14 protein-coding genes, 1 tRNA gene and 1 other annotated feature are annotated in these 17210 nt (G+C 70.7%); of the genes, 4 read left to right on the forward strand and 11 right to left on the reverse strand.

Going from position 1 to position 17210, the window contains the following annotated elements; all coding sequences use genetic code 11:
* Positions 1-9 precede the first annotated feature (9 nt).
* Positions 10-1239, forward strand: coding sequence for an IS21 family transposase (gene istA, locus LJB74_RS01480; protein WP_259306778.1), 1230 nt, complete (start codon positions 10-12; stop codon positions 1237-1239).
* A complete protein-coding gene (gene istB, locus LJB74_RS01485; protein WP_259306779.1) occupies positions 1236-2018 on the forward strand; it encodes an IS21-like element helper ATPase IstB in 783 nt (260 codons plus the stop codon). Before istA ends, istB begins: the two co-directional genes overlap by 4 nt.
* Before the next feature lie 489 nt (positions 2019-2507).
* Here istB and LJB74_RS01490 read toward each other — a convergent pair.
* The 3 genes from LJB74_RS01490 to LJB74_RS01500 form a co-directional block, all read right to left on the reverse strand.
* Positions 2508-3700, reverse strand: a protein-coding gene (locus tag LJB74_RS01490; protein WP_259306689.1) for an IS3 family transposase whose coding sequence is annotated in 2 segments (ribosomal slippage) — positions 2508-3419 and positions 3422-3700 — 1191 coding nt in all. Because the reading frame shifts where the segments join, the coding sequence is not laid out codon by codon here.
* 44 nt (positions 3701-3744) lie between these two features.
* A complete protein-coding gene (locus LJB74_RS01495; protein WP_259306871.1) occupies positions 3745-4974 on the reverse strand; it encodes a competence protein CoiA in 1230 nt (409 codons plus the stop codon).
* Between the two features lie 256 nt (positions 4975-5230).
* Positions 5231-5932, reverse strand: coding sequence for a site-specific integrase (locus LJB74_RS01500; protein WP_259306872.1), 702 nt, complete (start codon positions 5930-5932; stop codon positions 5231-5233).
* On the opposite strand from LJB74_RS01500, the gene LJB74_RS01505 reads away from it, so the two are divergent.
* A protein-coding gene (locus LJB74_RS01505) for an IS3 family transposase (RefSeq protein WP_259306873.1) occupies positions 5819-7065 on the forward strand; the annotation gives its coding sequence in 2 pieces (ribosomal slippage) (positions 5819-6122 and positions 6122-7065; 1248 coding nt in all). The two genes, LJB74_RS01500 and LJB74_RS01505, sit on opposite strands and share 114 nt — an antisense overlap.
* Positions 6118-6234: a sequence feature (AL1L pseudoknot), on the forward strand. Its footprint overlaps the gene before it by 117 nt.
* 28 nt (positions 7066-7093) lie before the next feature.
* Here the strand turns inward: LJB74_RS01505 and LJB74_RS01510 are convergent.
* From LJB74_RS01510 to LJB74_RS01530, 5 genes are all read right to left on the reverse strand, one after another.
* A complete protein-coding gene (locus LJB74_RS01510) occupies positions 7094-7627 on the reverse strand; it encodes a hypothetical protein (protein WP_259306874.1) in 534 nt (177 codons plus the stop codon).
* 14 nt (positions 7628-7641) lie between these two features.
* The gene (locus LJB74_RS01515) at positions 7642-8082 is read right to left on the reverse strand and encodes a hypothetical protein (protein ID WP_259306875.1); all 441 of its coding nucleotides are present in this window, start codon (positions 8080-8082) and stop codon (positions 7642-7644) included.
* 122 nt (positions 8083-8204) lie between these two features.
* Positions 8205-9206, reverse strand: a complete 1002-nt coding sequence (locus LJB74_RS01520; protein ID WP_259306876.1) for a tyrosine-type recombinase/integrase — start codon at positions 9204-9206, stop codon at positions 8205-8207.
* The gene (locus tag LJB74_RS01525) at positions 9199-9537 is read right to left on the reverse strand and encodes a hypothetical protein (protein ID WP_259306877.1); all 339 of its coding nucleotides are present in this window, start codon (positions 9535-9537) and stop codon (positions 9199-9201) included. Before LJB74_RS01525 ends, LJB74_RS01520 begins: the two co-directional genes overlap by 8 nt.
* Positions 9538-9650: 113 nt before the next feature.
* Positions 9651-9735: transfer RNA gene (locus tag LJB74_RS01530), tRNA-Leu, on the reverse strand.
* Positions 9736-9893: 158 nt separating this feature from the next.
* Here LJB74_RS01530 and LJB74_RS01535 point away from each other — a divergent pair.
* Positions 9894-11117 (forward strand): AI-2E family transporter, encoded by a 1224-nt coding sequence (locus LJB74_RS01535; protein ID WP_259306878.1) that lies wholly within the window; start codon positions 9894-9896, stop codon positions 11115-11117.
* Between the two features lie 50 nt (positions 11118-11167).
* On the opposite strand, the gene LJB74_RS01540 is transcribed toward LJB74_RS01535, so the two are convergent.
* Genes LJB74_RS01540 through LJB74_RS01550 form a run of 3 tightly spaced genes read right to left on the reverse strand, consistent with a single transcriptional unit; the run spans position 11168 to position 17005 of the window.
* Positions 11168-14491 carry an error-prone DNA polymerase gene (locus LJB74_RS01540; protein ID WP_259306879.1) on the reverse strand — a complete coding sequence of 1108 codons (3324 nt, stop codon included), beginning with the start codon at positions 14489-14491 and terminating at the stop codon, positions 11168-11170.
* Positions 14484-16247: a DNA polymerase Y family protein gene (locus tag LJB74_RS01545; RefSeq protein ID WP_259306880.1), complete on the reverse strand. Its 1764-nt coding sequence runs from the start codon at positions 16245-16247 to the stop codon at positions 14484-14486. Before LJB74_RS01545 ends, LJB74_RS01540 begins: the two co-directional genes overlap by 8 nt.
* A complete protein-coding gene (locus tag LJB74_RS01550; RefSeq protein ID WP_259306881.1) occupies positions 16244-17005 on the reverse strand; it encodes a hypothetical protein in 762 nt (253 codons plus the stop codon). The genes LJB74_RS01545 and LJB74_RS01550 overlap by 4 nt, the downstream gene beginning before the upstream one ends.
* Positions 17006-17210 lie beyond the last annotated feature (205 nt).

Consider the following 17210-nt stretch of genomic DNA (forward strand, 5'->3'; position numbering starts at 1 on the left):
CTGTGGAGGGTGATGAGCGTGGAGGACTGGGCGGAGATCCGTCGGTTGCACCGGGTCGAGGGGATGGCGATCAAGGCGATCGCGCGTCGGCTGGGTGTCTCGAGGAACGCGGTGCGCCGGGCGTTGGCCCATGACGCCCCGCCGAAGTATGTCCGAGAGCCCAGGGGCTCGATCGTCGACGCGGTCGAGCCCAAGGTTCGCGAGCTGCTGCGGGCGGTCCCGGACATGCCGGCGACGGTGATCGCCGAGCGGATCGGGTGGGACCGGTCGATCACGGTCCTCAAGGACCGGATCCGTGAGCTGCGTCCGTACTACCTGCCCCCGGACCCGGCGACGCGGACCTCCTACGACCCGGGTCAGCGGGTCCAGTGCGACCTGTGGTTCCCGCCGGCGCCGATCCCGGTCGGGTTCGGGCACGTCGCCTGTCCGCCGGTGCTGGTGATGGTCGCGGGCTACTCGCGGATGATCTTCGCGGTCATGGTCCCGACCCGTCAGGCCGAGGACCTGATCGCCGGGCACTGGTCGGTGCTGCAGGCGATGGGCGGGGTTCCGGCTCAGCTGGTCTGGGACAACGAGCCCGCGGTGGGGGCCTGGCGGGCCGGCAAGCCCAAGCTCGCCGATCAGTTCGAGGCGTTCCGCGGGACGTTGGGCATCTCGGTGCACCAGTGCCGCCCGCGGGACCCGGAGGCCAAGGGTCTGGTCGAGCGGGTCAACGGCTACTTCGAGACCTCGTTCCTGCCCGGGCGGACCTTCACCGGCCCGGGTGACTTCAACACCCAGCTGACCGACTGGCTGGTGCAGGCGAACGGGCGCCATCACCGGTCGCTGGGTGCTCGTCCGGCTGACCGGTGGGCCGCCGACGCCGCCGCGATGCTCGCCTTGCCGCCCGTGGCCCCGCAGCTCGGCTGGTCGGCGACCGTCCGCCTGCCCCGGGACCACTACGTCCGGTTGGACTCCAACGACTACTCCGTGGACCCGGTCGCGGTCGGCCGCAAGGTCGTGGTGACCGCTGACCTGGCCACCGTGACCGTCCGCCTGGGCACCAAGGTCGTCGCGGCCCATGAGCGGTGCTGGGCCCGTCAGCAGACCATCACCGATCCCGCCCACCGGGCCGCTGCCCTGGCGTTGTCGTTCGCGGCGGCCCACCGGCCGGCGGCCCCACGGATGCAAGAGGTCGAGCAACGGAACCTGGGCGACTACGACCAGGTGTTCGGGCTGGCCGAGGTGATGGCCCGATGAGCGCGACCCAGACCCGCGACGTCACCGCCGAGCTCGCGTTCTTGACCCGCGCGTTGAAGGCGCCCACGTTGCGTGACGCGGTCGACCGCCTCGCCGAACGGGCCCGCGCGGAGTCCTGGACCCACGAGGAGTTCCTCGCGGCGTGTCTGGGCCGCGAGGTCGCCGCCCGTGAGACCCACGGCGGGGAAGGGCGCATCCGCGCCGCCCGGTTCCCCGGACGCAAGTCCCTGGAGGACTTCGACTTCGACCACGCCCGCGGCCTCAAACGCGACCTGATCGCCCACCTGGGGACCTTGGACTTCGTCGCCGCCCGGGAGAACGTCGTGTTCCTCGGCCCGCCCGGGACCGGCAAGACCCACCTGGCCACCGGCATCGCGATCCGCGCCTGCCAAGCCGGCCACCGCGTCCTGTTCGCGACCGCCTCGGAATGGGTCGACCGCCTCGCGACCGCCCACCACGACGGGCGCCTGCAAGACGAGCTCCGCCGCCTGGGCCGCTACCCCCTGCTGGTCATCGACGAGGTCGGCTACATCCCCTTCGAACCCGAAGCCGCGAACCTGTTCTTCCAGCTCGTCTCAGCCCGCTACGAACGAGCCTCCCTGATCGTCACGTCCAACAAGCCCTTCGGCCGCTGGGGCGAGGTCTTCGGCGACGACACCGTCGCCGCCGCCATGATCGACCGCCTCGTCCACCACGCCGAAGTCATCGCCCTCAAAGGCGACTCCTACCGCCTGAAGAACCGCGACCTCGGCCGGGCACCAGGCCCGACCGACGACTGAGCACGACCACCGCAGAGGGGTTCACTTTCAACCGACGACACGGGGTTCACTTTCGGGCGACGTTGACAGAGGGTGCTTCACACCTACTGCGGTGAAGATGGGGCTGCAGGAGTTCTGGTCGACCCGTTCGGTGAGTGGCTTTCGGCTTGCGCAAGCCTTGAACTTTCACCGGCCGTGGTTGAGGTTGCGGGCAGTTCTGCTGCCGTTGGGCGTTGATTGTGCCGCCTGGGTGCGACACGTCGTCCCGGTGCCCCCCCGAGGTTCGGGTGGTGGCGGGGAGCCGGGGTTCCGAGTCACCCCAAGGATGGTTCGGGCCACCTGCGAACGGCCGTGCACGGAGCAGTCAAGCTGTGGGGGGCAAGTACTTGGCGGCCTTGAGTCGCCACGGTTCACATCCAGAATGATGGGTCACTGTGGGGTCGCTGTCAGCGGGCAGCGGGAGTGCGCGGGACTGCCCCCGGTCTGGTTGACACTCGGGGTTGATGGTTCTCAGGCCGCGTCTGCGGCTGCGTAGATCATCTCAAACTCGACGGGGGTGAGCTTGCCCAGGGCGCGCTGTCGGCGGCGACGGTTGTACTTGGTCTCGATCCAGGTCACCATCGCCAGCCGGAGCTCCTGGCGGGTGTCCCAGCGGCGGGTGTCCAGGACGTTCTTCTGGAGCAGGGAGAAGAAGCTCTCCATGCTGGCGTTGTCGCCGGCTCCGTATGAGCGGCCCATCGAACCGACCAGGCCGTTGTTCGCGAGCAGGCGCTGGGTCTTCTTGGCGCGAAATTGACCGCCCCTGTCCGAGTGACAGATCGTTCTCACCGGTGAGCGCAGGGCGATCGCGTTCCGCATCGCTGAGACCGCCAGCGACGCCTTCATCCGCGAGTCGATGGAGTAGCCCACGATCTTGTTGGAGTACAGGTCCTTGATCGCGCAGATGTAGAGCTTGCCCTCGCGCGTGGGGTGCTCGGAGATATCCCACAACCAGACCTTGTTGGGAGCCTCGGCGACGAACTCGTGACGGACCACGCCGTGCTCGTCAACCACCGCGAGGAGGTCGTCATGCGGAGCGGGGCCGGTGGCACCTGGCTTGCTGGTCTTCTTCTTCGCATGAGAGGCGTAGATGCCGGCGATGCCACACAGCCGGTGCACGCGGTTCTCGCCCACGACGATGCCGTGCTCGTCGGCCAGCTCGTCGGTGAGGAACCTGTAGCCCAGCGTCGCATCGTCCTGATGGATCTCGTAAAGGACGTCGATGAGGTGGGCGTCGTCCCAGTCCCGTTGGGACACGGGGTTCTTGAGCCACTTGTAGTACCCCTGCGTCGTCAGACCCAGGACCCTGCACGCCACCGCGACCGGCACCCTGATGCGGGCGCCGGCCGCGGCCATCTCACGGACGAGAGGGAAGACTATTTTCCCGGCAAGTTGGCCTGCGACAGGTAGGCAGCAGCGCGCCGTAGGACCTCGTTCTCCTGCTCGAGCAGGCGGATCCTCTTGTTCGCCTCACGCAACTGCTTGCGCTCGTCTTCGCTCAGACCGGGACGCTTGCCGTCCTCGACATCGGCCTGCTTCATCCAGTTCGCCAGCGAGCCTTCGGAGACGCCGAAGTCCTTCGCGATCTGAGACAGCGGTGCCTGGCCCTTGCGGGCCACGGCCACGACGTCGTTGCGGAACTCCTGAGGATAGGGCTTTGCCACGGGGACATCCTTCCAGCGAGGACCAGATCCTCACAGATCAGGTGTCAACCAGACCCGGGGCAGTCCCGGTGGGCGTCCGCGTTGTACTGGATGCGGTGCTCGTCGAGCACGCTCAGGCAGTCGCGAACGGTGACGGTGTCTCCAATGTGATTCAGCATCACGTGCCCGAACACGAGTGCTTGCCAGTGCTGATGGTGCGCCCAGATGGCATCAGCACTTGGGGTTACGTCCAGGTGGGCGGGGATCGTGTTGCCGTGCGCCGCGAGAACGTTGGCGCGCATGGACGACTCCAGCCACCGCTGTTCCTGTGCGCGCAGGCGTTCTCGGAGCGCTCGCTCTAGCCGGGCGGCCTTCGCGGCGACGTGTTGAGCTCGCTGCGCCGCGTTCTTGGCGGCCAACGCAGCTTGCTTGTTCCGTTCAGCCTCGGCGGTGGCTTCGTGGGCGCGGGCCGCGGCCAGTGCGTCGTCGTGCGCGCGACGCTGCTGGTCGAGGAAGTCGAGGCGAGGGCTGTGGACTCCGGCTCCGGTGAGCGTCAGCGTGTCGAGCGAGTCAACCCACAGGTGTACGGCGCGCGTTTCGCTCGTGGGCCGGAGTTGGAACATGCGCTCGCCAACGTGAGAGATCACGTACGGAACGGCGACTGTCCCGAGGATCGGGTTGACCCACCACAGAGGCATGCCAGCCTCGAGGATCGCGCGGCCGAGCGCTCCGAGGGCGACGGTGCCGTCGCGCCGATCGGTGAAGTGCACACCGCGGTGGCCGAGAATCCACACGGGTGCTATCCCGGCGTCCTGGTAGTCGCGGGTGCGGGCCGCCCACGATTCCGAGCCCTCGGCAAGTTCGAGGTGCGAGTACTGGACCTCTAGAGCGACACGTTCACCCGTCGGGTGAACGGCGAGGACGTCTGCTCGTCGATTGACGACAGGCAGCAGCGACACCTCGAGGCGCGCGTCCACTTCGGGATGCCGTCGAGCGAGCCAGCCGAGCAGTGCATGCTTGCCCTGCTTGTGGAACAAGCTCTCCTCGGAATGTCCACCACCGGTGAGGTGCTTGAAACCGTCCCGCCCGGATCGTCGGGCGACGGTGGTGAACTCGGGTGTGGGGCATTCGGCGACGAAGCACCGCAGGTGCGCCTTCGCGTATTCGCGCATCTCGAGCGCCGTGTTGTCTTCGAGCAGTACGAGCGGCCCAGTCGGGGCGTCCTTTCGGGCCGCATACACCAAACGCGTCTCGCCGCTGGTGAACGCGGCGACCTCCCCTGGCGTGTGACCCACGGGACGGACCGTAGCGTCGAGTACTGACAGATCGATCGCATGGCACCCCAACGGGCACCGACGAGCCCGGCGTCGACCGGTACGGCTCGACAGCCTCACGGCGGAACGGCCCGGCGGGTGGCGACTTGGCCTTTGACCTTGAGCTGTAGACACGAGATTCGTGGTTGTGCGGCCGCGCGCAGTGTTCACGAATCGGGGTTAGGGCCCGGGTGTCGAGCTCGTGGTCGGTCGTCTCCGTGACGAGCGAGCGCGGGTGTCAGAGGGTGAGTGGAGGGCGGATGGTTCCCGATCCGAGGGGGTGCGCTTCGCCGCTGCGTCGTTCGAAGGCGTCGATTACGTCGGCGGGTTGGGCCCCGCCGTAGTTTTCGTTGGTCGTGCGGTTGCGAAGGGAGTGGCCGGCGAAGGCTGTGGAGACGCTGAGCCCTCCGATCTCGCGGTACTCCGCGATGGCGGTGTGGCGGAGCCAGTGCACGGTTACCCCGAGGTTGCGAAGCGACTCCGACTGGTACCAGCGGTCGTGCACGCGACCGTAGGTGCCCCGGCTGATGGGATTGCCGGTCTTGGATCGGAAGATGCGCTGCTCACCTGGCGCGTCGGGTGAGGTGCGCGAAAGGCAGTGCCGGATGAGTGACCGGAGGAGCTCTTCGGTTGCTGGAACCTCACGGACGGTCAGGCCCTTCTCGTGCAGCTCGATCATGCCCCGGCGGTAGTCGAGGTCCATGAGGCGAAGGGTCAGTCCCCCGCCGCGGCGCGCGCCGGTCTCGTGGTGGAAGCGAAGGAGGAGGGTGTATGAATCGCCCTGGGGATGTTGGAGGCTCCTGACCTTGGAAACGAGGATGGAGCCATGCCACGAGAGGTGTCGAAAGGGAAGCCGACTACGCGTCGGTACTCGCCGGAGGAGAGGGCCGCCGCGGTGCGGATGGTCCGGTCCCTGCGCGCGGAGCTGGGGACCGAGCACGGGACGGTCCAGCGGGTCGCCGCGCAGCTGGGATACGGAACTGAGTCGGTGCGGCTGTGGGTGCGTCAGGCCGACATCGACGAGGGTCACGTGCCGGGGGTGACCACGGCCGAGAGCGCCCGGATGCGTGAGCTGGAGCAGGAGAACCGTGAGCTGCGCCGGGCCAACGAGATCCTGAAGCGGGCCGCGAGTTTCTTCGGGGCGGAGCTCGACCGCCAACACAAGAGGTAGTCGCGTTCATCGACGCGAACCGTCACGAGCTCGGTGTCGAGCCCATCTGCAGCGTGCTGCAGGTGGCGCCGAGCACGTACTACGCGGCCAAGACGCGTGTCCCGTCGACGCGGACGGTCCGCGACGGCGTGCTGCGCCCGGTGCTGCGCCAGCTCTGGGCGGACAACTACTGCGTCTACGGGGCCCGCAAGCTCTGGAAGGCCGCCCGCCGAGCCGGCTGGGACCTGGGCCGTGACCAGGTCGCCCGCCTCATGCGCGCCGAGGGCATCGAAGGAGCGGTGCGCACCAAACGGGTCCGCACCACCAAGGCCGACCCGACCGCGGCCCGTCACCCGGACCTGGTGCGCCGGGACTTCACCGCCGATGCCCCGAACCGGCTGTGGGTCACGGACCTGACCTATGTGCCGACCTGGGCCGGGGTGGCCTACGTCTGCTTCATCACCGACGTGTACTCCCGGATGATCGTCGGGTGGCGCGTCGCGGGGCACATGCGCACCGAGATGGTCCTGGACGCCATCGAGATGGCCCGCTGGTCACGCGGGACCCGCATCGACGGGCTGAGGTGTCACTCCGATGCCGGGTCGCAATTCACGTCGATCCGCTACGGCGAGCGCCTCGCCGAGATCGGCGCGACGCCCTCGATCGGGACCGTCGCCGACTCGTACGATAACGCGCTGGCCGAGACCGTCAACGGCTACTACAAGACCGAGCTGATCCGCGGACCGGCCCGCGCACAGCCCTGGCGCACCGTCGAGGACGTCGAGCTCGCCACCCTCGGATGGGTCCACTGGCACAACACCACCAGGCTGCACGGCTACCTCGGAGACGTCCCACCCACCGAGTACGAAACGACGTTCTACGCTACCCACGGGAGCGACCAGACCCTGGCCGCAATCCCATAGCCCGAGCCTCCATCAGACCCAGGGCGATTCAGTACAGCTCGGGGTCGACGGTTTTGGCCTCGAGGTCGTAGAGCTCGTCGAGTTCGTGCTCGACGAGGGCGCGGCGTAGTGCCGGGTCGTACGGCTTGTGCCGGACTTTCTTGGCCGGGTTGGTCTTGATGTGGTGGGCGTCCTTGGCGTTGGCGAAGAAGCAGCGCGCTGCGGCGACAGCGTTGCGGCGTGCCCCGAGGCCTTCTCGCGAGTTGCGTCGGACCAGGGCGGACTTGCGGCAGAGCTTGGCGAACCCCATCACGTCGGTCTTGGTGACGTCTGCGAGCTGCTTGTCGCCGAGAGCCTCGACGAGCTTGCGCCAGTAGGTGCCGTAGTTGGCGACGGTCTCGTCTTCGCATGCGTCGAGGAGGGTGGCGTAGAACTCGCGCACGGTGGGTGTTGGTCGTTGCTCCTTCTTGTTCGGGCTGTCGGCGCGCTGTTGTGCGAATGAGCGCCGTGCGTCGTCTTCGCCTGCGTGGCGCTCGTCGGCAAGGAGCGCGATGAGCTCCTCGGTGGTCATGGAGATGGGCATGGTTTCGGGCTCCTTCAGATGTCGATTTCGGTGACGGGTCGCAGGACGAGGACCCCGGGGACGGCCGTGATGAGGACGTCGGCGCCGGCTCGCCATCCGCGCCAGGTGCGCGCCCCGGCGCTCAGTGCGAGGCGGCGGCGTTCGTCGAGCGGGTGGTCGCCGCCGGCAGTGATTCGCAGCCGGGTGCCTTCTTGGGTCATCGACACGCGAGTGTCCGGGCTGAAGCCGGCGACGTCCCACGCCCGGGCGTCCATGAGGCGACCTGAGGCGTCGATGCGCGCGATGCGGTGCATCTGGGGACCGGGAAGGGTCGGGGTAGTTGCCGCGGCTCGGGTGGAGGGCTCGGAGGGGTGGTCGGGGTGGGTGCAGGTGAGTCGGGTTGCGCTCTGACGTTCGACGACGTGCGACCGGAACCGGGTGATGGGTCCGGGTGCCGTGATGGTGGTGGTGGTCACCATCGCGACCGTCAGGTGGGCTCGCGTTGCGGCAATCGGCGCACGGCTGCTCGCATCACCTTGAGGTGAGGGGTTGTGGGCGGTCCGTGCGCAGAAGGCTGAGAGCCCGCGCGGGGCGGAGTTCAGTCCGCGGTGGCGAGCGGGTGGGTGGTGCCGGTGCGGATCTCGAGTGCTCGGGCGACCTCGGCGATCGTCGCCTTGGTGTAGCTGGCTGTCACGCTTGTGGGCGCGTGCCCGGCGAGGGCTGCGGCTACGGCGTGTCCGGCGATGCGTTCGACTTCGGTTAGAGCGGTGTGGCGTAGCCAGTGGATGCTGACGGGTGCTGTGGCGGTCCAGCTGAGTTCGCGCTGCCAGCGTTCGGCGAGCGTGTTGTAGCGCCGGCGGGTCAGGGGTGCTCCCGACCGGTAGCGAAGGACGGGGTCGTCGCCGGTGGCACCCGGTGCGCGGCGGGTCGCGTGGTTCTGCAGGTGGTCAAGGAGTTCGGCGGTGACGGGCACGTCGCGCTGCTTGTCTCCCTTCTCCAGCAGGCGCACGACCTGGCGGCGGTAGTCGAGGTCGCGCATGCGCAGGCCGATTGCTCCCTGGCGGCGAGCGGCAGTCTCCAAGTGGAAGCGCACAAGGAGGGTGTCGAGCTCGGGGTCGTCGCTGCGGGTGCGGGCGATCTGGTCGAGGTCGGCGATCTCTGCCGGGGTCAGCGCGCGGCGTTCGCGGGGGTTCCTGCGCGGTTTGCGGACGGCTGCCGCGGGGTTGGAGCTGATGATGCCGTCTTGGACCGCGAGGCGGAAGAACGCCCTTGCCGTGGTGATCGCGTTCGTCTCGGCTCCGGTGCCGCCGATGGTGTTACGGCGCAGTTGGGCGTTCTCGCGGCAGGTTCGGGCGAAGGTGGCGATGTCGCTGGTCCGGACGTCGTCGATCCGACGGTCGCCGAGCTGGTTGTTCAGGCGCTTCCAGTAGCTCGCGAAGGTGCGTGCCGCCTTCGTCGGGGTGGCTCGTTCCACGGTTGGCAGGTACTCCGCGATGGTGGGTGCCGCGGGTGTGTCGTGCGCGGCGAGCAGGTCTTCTGGGCTGACGCCCAGGCGTGCGAGCATCTCGAGGGCAAGGGCGCGGGTGGCCGCATCAGGCATGGTCGGCCCCCGACGTGTCCAGGAGAGCGGTCGACCGGACCCACAAGGTGGCTTCGTCGGCGGCCAGCCACACATCCGAACCAGACTGCCACCCGATGCTTCTGAGCAGCCCCACCGGCAGGCGCACCCGGGACCGTGGGTCCAGCTCGAGGGTCGCATCAGCAGCGCGCTCAAGGACGATGGTCCGCCCGCTCGCGTTCGCTGCCAGGTGCATGCCCGGCGTCCATCGCAGGCGGCGCCAGCACACGTGATCCATGACGCGGTACGAGGCGTCCACGCTGACGATGCGATGAGTGCGCCGGGCGGCCAGGGGCGTCACTGGTACAGGCATGGCCACACGCGCCAGATGGGGGCCCGTGGCTCTTGACGCCGGGGCCTGGGGATGTGTGAGGGGCGGGGTGAGTACCCCTGCCCGCAGAGCCGGGGAAGTTTCCCCAGTATGAGTGTCCGGAGGGGGACTTGAACCCCCACGCCCGTTAAAGGGCACTAGCACCTCAAGCTAGCGCGTCTGCCATTTCGCCACCCGGACGAGTGGACCATCGCGAGCCTCTCGGCCCGTTCAGGTGCGGCGGTAAAGATAGCACGGAGCGGCGGTCCCCTGCTGCCACCGTCCTGCGGCAGACTGTCCCGCAGCGGCACCGTGCCCTCACGGTCGGCGCCGCGTGTTCGTGACCCGGGAGGACGGCCATGTCGGACCAGGACGGCACCACGCAGTCGACGGGCGACCGCGCGCCGGCATCGAACCGGCACCTCGTCGGGGCGAGCCCAGCGGCACGCAGGATCGCCGGCGCGCGCCGCAACCCGTCGGTCGTGGGGTACGAGGAGTCGGCACCCGCGTGGTTGCGGGTGGCCGCCGGGTGGTCGTGGCGGATGCTGACCGTGATCGCCGCAATCGTGCTGGTCTTCTACGCGACCTCGCGCGTGCAGCTGGTCTTCATCGCGGTCTTCCTCGCATTCGTCTTCACAGCCGTGCTCCGGCCTCTCGTCGACTTCTTCGACCGGTTCATCCCGCGGGGGCTCGCCGTTCTCCTCGGCCTCCTGTCGGCCATCTCGTTCGTCGCCGGGCTGATCACCTACGTCGTCGCGTCGGTCACCGGGCAGTGGGAGTCGCTGTCGAGGCAGTTCAGCACCGGCATCGACCAGGTGATCAACTACCTCGAGCACGGACCGCTGCCGGTCACGGTCACCCAGGCAGACATCACCCAATGGATCAACAACGGCCAGCAGTGGCTGCAGACCCACAGCAGCGAGCTCGCGGGCCAGGCGGCGTCGAGCGCCGGCTCGGTCGTCGAGGTCTTCACGATCCTCGCGCTCGCCACCTTCTGCACCGTGTTCTTCCTGGCGCGCGGCCGGGACATGTGGTCATGGTTCCTGAACCAGCTACCCGCCCACTCACGTGAGAGCTGGAAGGCTGCGGGTGGGGTCGGCTGGTACACGTTCTCCGGGTATGCGCGCGGCACCGTGATCATCGCCGTGACCGACGCGATCCTCGCGGCGATCATCCTGCTCATCGTCGGCGTCCCGCTCGCGGCGCCGCTGGCGGTCCTCGTGTTCATCGGTGCGTTCATCCCGCTCGTCGGGGCACCGGCCGCCATGGTCATCGCCATGGTCGTCGCGCTGGCGGCGAACGGGCTCGTCAAGGCGATCGTCGTCGGGATCGGCATCGCTCTGGTCGGGCAGTTCGAGGGGCATGTCCTGCAACCGCTCGTGATGGGCAAGCAGGTGTCGTTGCACCCGGTCGTCGTCGCGCTCGCCGTCACGACCGGCACGCTCGTCGCCGGGATCCTCGGCGCGGTCATCTCGGTGCCGTTGATCGCGGTCGCGTGGGCGGTCTTCTCGCGGCTCCGACACCTCGACCCACCGATGGAGGAGCTGGCGACGGCCGACGACGAGACGACCGAGGACGAGTAGCCGCGGCCGAGCGGAATCACGCGTCCGTCCCGACGGGACGGACGCGATCGTCAACGGAAGTCCCGGGACGACGTCGGCACCTGGAGCGACATCGGCGTGAGGTGCTCCGCGACGAGGTTCGTCGCGTTGTCCGCACGTTCCAGCCGACCGCGGACGACGAGGGCTGCCGAGGACCGCGCCACCCGACGGAACCGTTGCCACAGCCCCGGGCTGCAGACGACGTTGAGCAGTCCGGTCTCGTCCTCCAACGACAGGAACGTCACACCACCGGCCGTGCCTGGACGCTGCCGGTGCGTGACCACACCGGCCACGGCGACCCGGCGCCCCACCTCGTGGCGGAACGCCTGCTCGACGCGTAGCACCCCGGCGGCGTCCAGCCCCTCCCGCAGGTGCTGGGTCGGGTAGGAGTCCACCGACACTCCGGTCGCCCACACGTCGGCCACCGCGAGCTCGACGTCGCTCATGCCCGGCAGGGTCGGCGCCGACACCCCGACGGACACCCCCGGCAGGGTGTCCGGGCTCTCCTGGGCGAGGGCTCCGGCCGCCCAGAGGGCTTCACGCCGCGTCACCCCGAGCCCGTCGAGCACACCACCGGTGGCGAGCGCCTCGAGCTGCACCGTGGACAGCCGGACGCGTCGCACCAGGTCACGCAGGTCGACGAACGGTCCCCCTCGGGCGCGTGCCGCCACGATCGTCGCAGCGACCTCCTCCCCCAGGCCTCGCACCGCGGCCAGTCCCATGCGCACCGCCAGCGTCCGCTCGACCTCGACCGGCCCGGCGTCGGCCCGCGCGGCGACCGGTCCCGTCCCGGACGGCAACGGGATCAACGGAGCGTCCGGCCCCGCACCGGGCCGGACGCGCTCGACCACCGCCTGGACGCCCGACCTCTGCACGTCCGGTCGCAGCACCGCGACCCCGTGCCGACGTGCGTCGGCGGACAGGGTCTGCGGTGAGTAGAAGCCCATCGGCTGCGCTGCGAGCAGGCCCGCGTAGAAGGCCGCCGGGTGGTGCACCTTGAGCCAGGCGCTCGCGTACACCAGGAAGGCGAAGGAGTAGGCGTGCGACTCGGGGAACCCGAAGTCGGCGAAGGCCTTGAGCTTGTCGAAGATCTGCTCGGCGACGTCGGTCGCGATGCCGTTCCGGGCCATCCCGGCGAGCAGCCGCGTGTGGAGCGCCTCCATCCGTTCGGTGGACCGCTTGGACCCCATGGCCCGGCGCAGCTGGTCGGCCTCGGACGGGGTGAAGTCCGCCACGTCGATCGCCATCTGCATGAGCTGCTCCTGGAACAGCGGGACGCCCAGCGTCTTGGCGAGGGACTTCTCCAGCAGCGGGTGCAGGTACGTGACCTTCTGCCGATTACGCACCCGCTCGATGTACGGGTGCACGGAGCCACCCTGGATGGGTCCGGGCCGGATGAGGGCGACCTCCACGACGATGTCGTAGAAGCAGCGCGGCTGGAGCCGGGGCAGCGTGGACATCTGCGCGCGGGACTCCACCTGGAAGACCCCGACGGTGTCGGCCGCGCACAGGAGGTCGTACACGAGGGGGTCCTCGTGCGGGAGCCGGTGCAGCCCCAGGTCGGTTCCCTCGTGCTCGCGCACCAGGTCGAAGGCGATCCGCAGCGCAGTAAGCATCCCGAGCCCCAGCAGGTCGAACTTCACCAGCCCGGCGTCGGCGCAGTCGTCCTTGTCCCACTGGAGCACCGTGCGGCCGGGCATCCGCGCCCACTCCACCGGGCACACCTCGATCACCGGTCGGTCGCACAGCACCATGCCGCCGGAGTGGATGCCCAGGTGCCGGGGCAGTCGCAGCATGCGTTCCGCGAGGTCGAGCACGGGTTCGGGGATCTCGTCGAGCTCGCTGGCCGGTGGCGGCTGCACCGCGGGGACGACGTCGTGACGGTCTGCCGTCGGGGTCGACGACGGCACAGACGTGGTCCCCCGCAGGCTCCCCCACCGCTCGATCGATCTGCTCCAGGCGTCCTGCTGCCCGACGTCGTACCCGAGCGCCCGCGCGGCGTCGCGCACCGCGGAACGCGGCCGGTAGGAGATCACGTTGGCGACTTGGGCCGCGTGCTCACGGTCGAACCGCTCGTAGACGTACTGGATGACCTCCTCGCGGCGCCCCGACTCGATGTCGACGTCGATGTCCGGTGGTCCGTCCCGCTCCGGGGCCAGGAATCGCTCGAAGAGCAGCCCGTGGGCGACGGCGTCCACTGCGGTGACCCCCAGCGCGTAGCAGACCGCCGAGTTGGCCGCCGACCCGCGCCCTTGGCAGAGGATCCCGCGTCGGCGACAGAAGTCCACGAGGTCGTGGACGATCAGGAAGTACCCCGGGAACCCGAGGGTCTCGATCACATCGAGCTCGTGGGCGACCTGCGCGTACGCGCCGGGGATGCGCTCGGCCGTCGGCTCCCCGTAGCGATCGAGGGCGCCCCGACGCACCAGCTCGCGCAGCCAGGTGGCCTCGGTGTGCCCGGGCGGGACGGGGTAGGGCGGCAGGCTCGGCGCGACGAGGGACAGGTCGAACGCGCACTCGTCGCCGAGCTCCGCCGCGGTCCGCACCGCCTGCGGGTGCCGACGGTGCCGGGTCGCCATCTCGACCACCGAACGCAGGTGGGCCGTCGGGGCGCCCGGCAGCCACCCGTCCATGTCGTCGAGGCTGGCGCGTGCGCGCACGGCCGCGAGCGCGGACGCGAGATCGGCGTCGCGCGGACGGGCGTAGTGGACGTTGCCGGTCGCGACCAGCGGCAGTCCGGCCCCGGCTGCGAGCGCAGCCAGCGCATCGCCCCGGTCGGAGTCGAACGGGTCCCCCGCCTCGGTGATCTCGACGGCGACGTTCTCACGTCCGAACAGCGCGGTCAGCCGGTCCAGCTCGGTCCGGGCTGCGGTCGCGGCATCGGTGCCGCCGCGGTCCAGGGCCTGACGCACTGCTCCTTTGCGGCAGCCGGTCAGGATCAGCCACTGCCCGGCCGCCTGCTCGGCGAGGTGCTCGAGCCGGTAGTCGGCGGCTCCCTTGGACCCGGTCGCCAGGTGGGCCTGGGCGATCGCACGGGACAGCGCCCGGTAGCCGTCCGGTCCGCGGGCCAGCACCAGCAGGTGGGTGGCGCGCGGGTCCGGGACCCCTGTGGGTGGGTCCAGCAGCCCGGACGGGGCGGGCAGGTGCAGCTCGGCCCCGAACACCGTGGGCAGGCCGACGGCACGTGCCGCCTGGGCGAAGCGGACCACCCCGTACAGCCCGTCGTGGTCGGTGAGGGCGAGTGCGGACAGGCCCAGCCGCGCCGCCTCGGCGACGAGCTCCTCCGGTTGGCTGGCACCGTCGAGGAAGCTGAACGCGGAGTGGGCATGCAGCTCCGCATACCGCGGGTCAGTCATAGCGCGCCTCGCAGCCCCAGGCACCGTCGCGCTGCGCCAGGAGGAGTGCCGTGCCGTCCTCGAGGCTGACCTGCAGGTAGACCCGACGCTGCGGGGTGCGGCTCCACCAGCGCTCAACCGACGGCCAGGGACCGGCCCAGCCGACGACCCCGACGTCGCGACCTCCCCCCGTGGGCGTTCCGTCCCGGTCGACGCCCGCGCCACGACCACCCGCGCCCTGCTCCTCATCCTCCGGTGCGCGCCTCCCCGCGCCGGGTCGCGGCGGGGGTGGCAGCCGGACCCGGGCCGGGGCACCGCTCATCGCGAGCCGGACGTCGATGCGGACCGGGACGCCGTCGGCATCGACGACCTGGACGGGCTCGGGCTCGCGGTACACCGTGGAGGGTGCCGGCTGCGGCAACCTCCCGGGCCAGGGGCGGTCGACCGGACGCGCGACCTGTGTCGCCTCGGCCCACGGAGCGAGGTGCACCTGGTCTCCCGGTCCGCGCCCGCCCTGCACCGTGGCGGTGAGCACGCCCTCGCCACCGAGGAGCCCCTGCACCCGCAGCAGGGCGCGCCGCGCACGGAGGTCGCCACCGCTCGGGCCACCCCACAGCCGTCCCTGCTCGGCGCCGGCGGGGCCGACGTCCTCGGCGGCGACCGCGAGGTGCACGAGTGCTGCCGGGACGGGGTGCGTGCTGTCGCCGTGCGGCCGCATCGCACCTGCCGTGAGCCACCCGTCGAGCTGCCACCGGATCCGGTCCGTGATGCGGTTCGCGGTCAGGCCACCCAGGCCGCCCAGGTCCGTCCGCCAGGTGCGGACCAGCTCCTCACCGGCGTCGGTGCGCGCGGTGATCCGGAGCCGACCACAGCTTGCGGAACGCGCGACGAGCTGGTCGTGGAGCTGTTCCGCGAGCCGGCGGCCGGCGAAGGTCGCCTCGTCCACCCGGGTCGCCGGCGGGTCCAGCTCGCACCCCACCTCCACGTCGGCCTCGGGGCGACGACGGGCCGGTGGCCGCAGGTCCCCGCCCCCCGCGAGCAGGTGCGCCCAGGCGCCCCGCGGCCCGAACCGCGCGGCCACGTCCGCCGCGGGCAACGCCGCGAGGTCGCCCAGGGTGCGCATGCCGAGCCGGCGCAGGAGGTCGACGAGGTCCGCGACCTGGGCGGACTCGGCGTCCTGGGTCGTGGCGTGCGCGAGGTCGGCGACGTCGCGGCCGGCGAGGAACGAGGGTGAGAGCCCGGGCGCAACGACGAGGCCGCTCCGGGCTGCCAGGATCGCGGCGAGCAGCCCGTCCGCCACCCCGACCTGGCACTCGTGCCCCGTGTGCTCGACCACCTCGCCGACGAGCCGCTCGGCCAGGGCCTGCTCCCCTCCGTGATACCGGCTCGCCCCACCTGCGGGGAGCAGCAGCAGGCCCGGGCGGCTGACCTCGATCCCGGCGACCACCCTCTCGGCCGCGATCGCGACCGCCTCGAAGCCCCGGACGTCCCGCCCCTCGTCCGTCGGGAGCATGACGATGTCGGGGCAGCACGCCTGGGCCTGACGGCGCCGCATCCCTCGACGCACACCCTGGGAACGGGCGACGGCGGAGACCGCCGTCAACCGTCGCCCGTCGTGCACCGCCGCGGGTCGGTGACTCTCGACCTGGCCTGCCTCCATCGCGGCGAGCACGGGCCAGTCCGGGACCCACAGCACGGCCGTACGGGTCGACGCGGGCCGTGCCGCAGCCGCGTGGACCGTCGTCCCGGGAACGGTGCCGGTGGTGCGGGTGCTCATCCGACCAGCCGCAACGTTCCGGGCTGCTCACCGTCCGGGTGCGCGCCGACGGAGCGCGGTGCGTCACGCTCGTCGCCGGTCACCACCCGCGCGCCTGCCTGGACCGCCCCACCGTGCAGCACGATCTCGCGACGCAACGGCGCAGCCGCACGCCCCCGACCGTTGCGGCGCACCGTCACCCGCTGAGCACGCAGCCGCCCGTCGCCCTCCCCCAGCCCCGACCACTGCTGCTCCTCCACGGTCAGCACGAGCGAGGCGCCGGGCCACGACGTCGTGGACACCAGGACGCTGCCGCGCTCGCGCGCCCGGGCCATCAGTCGCCGCCTGTCGGCACCGGTCAGGCCGACCTCGGGGCCGAGCACGACGACGTCCATCCCGTCGATCAACGCGGCCACCACGACGGCAGCCTGCGCACCCGGGGCCGGGACGAGGGCGAGGCGGACCAGGACCACCCCGACCTCCTCAGCAGCCAGCAGGCCGACCCCCGGCAACCCCACCATGGCCACCCAGGACCCTGCACGGGAAGCCTCGGAGACGAGTGCGAGAAGCAGGGAGGTCGAGCCGGCGACCACGGTGGTCCCCCCGCGTGGCAGCCCCCCGGGCAGCAGGGAGGCCAGCACGGCCGGGACCGGCAGCGGGGGACGTTCTCGTCCCGGGTCCACGACCGGATGGACGACGGCGCCCGTCGACCGGTGGGCTCCGACCCCGCTCCGACCCGCGGCGCCTCGGACGAGCTTCGCCGTGGGAGGGGTTCGCACCGCTGCCTCGTCGACGGACGGGGCCGACCATCGGCGGGCCCCCGTCCGCTGCTCGGCACGGGCCAGCGCGGCACGGGCCAACGCGGCACGATCCCGCCCTGTCCGGGCGTCCGTGCCTGCGGTGGCAGGCTCGGCGGTACCTTCCCTGACGGGGTGACTGGTCATCAGGCCACCCCCTGCACGATCCGCGCTCTCGACACAATCC

The organism is Cellulomonas sp. P24, assembly GCF_024704385.1.
In the GTDB taxonomy this organism is placed as follows: domain Bacteria; phylum Actinomycetota; class Actinomycetes; order Actinomycetales; family Cellulomonadaceae; genus JAJDFX01.

Bases quoted from the DNA above. Each gene is read 5' to 3' on its own strand.
- istB (WP_259306779.1), top strand. From the start codon at position 1,236: ATGAGCGCGACCCAGACCCGCGACGTCACCGCCGAGCTCGCGTTCTTG.
- LJB74_RS01520 (WP_259306876.1), bottom strand. From the start codon at position 9,206: ATGCCTGATGCGGCCACCCGCGCCCTTGCCCTCGAGATGCTCGCACGC.
- LJB74_RS01510 (WP_259306874.1), bottom strand. From the start codon at position 7,627: ATGCCCATCTCCATGACCACCGAGGAGCTCATCGCGCTCCTTGCCGAC.
- LJB74_RS01540 (WP_259306879.1), bottom strand. From the start codon at position 14,491: ATGACTGACCCGCGGTATGCGGAGCTGCATGCCCACTCCGCGTTCAGC.
- LJB74_RS01525 (WP_259306877.1), bottom strand. From the start codon at position 9,537: ATGCCTGTACCAGTGACGCCCCTGGCCGCCCGGCGCACTCATCGCATC.
- LJB74_RS01545 (WP_259306880.1), bottom strand. From the start codon at position 16,247: ATGAGCACCCGCACCACCGGCACCGTTCCCGGGACGACGGTCCACGCG.
- LJB74_RS01535 (WP_259306878.1), top strand. From the start codon at position 9,894: ATGTCGGACCAGGACGGCACCACGCAGTCGACGGGCGACCGCGCGCCG.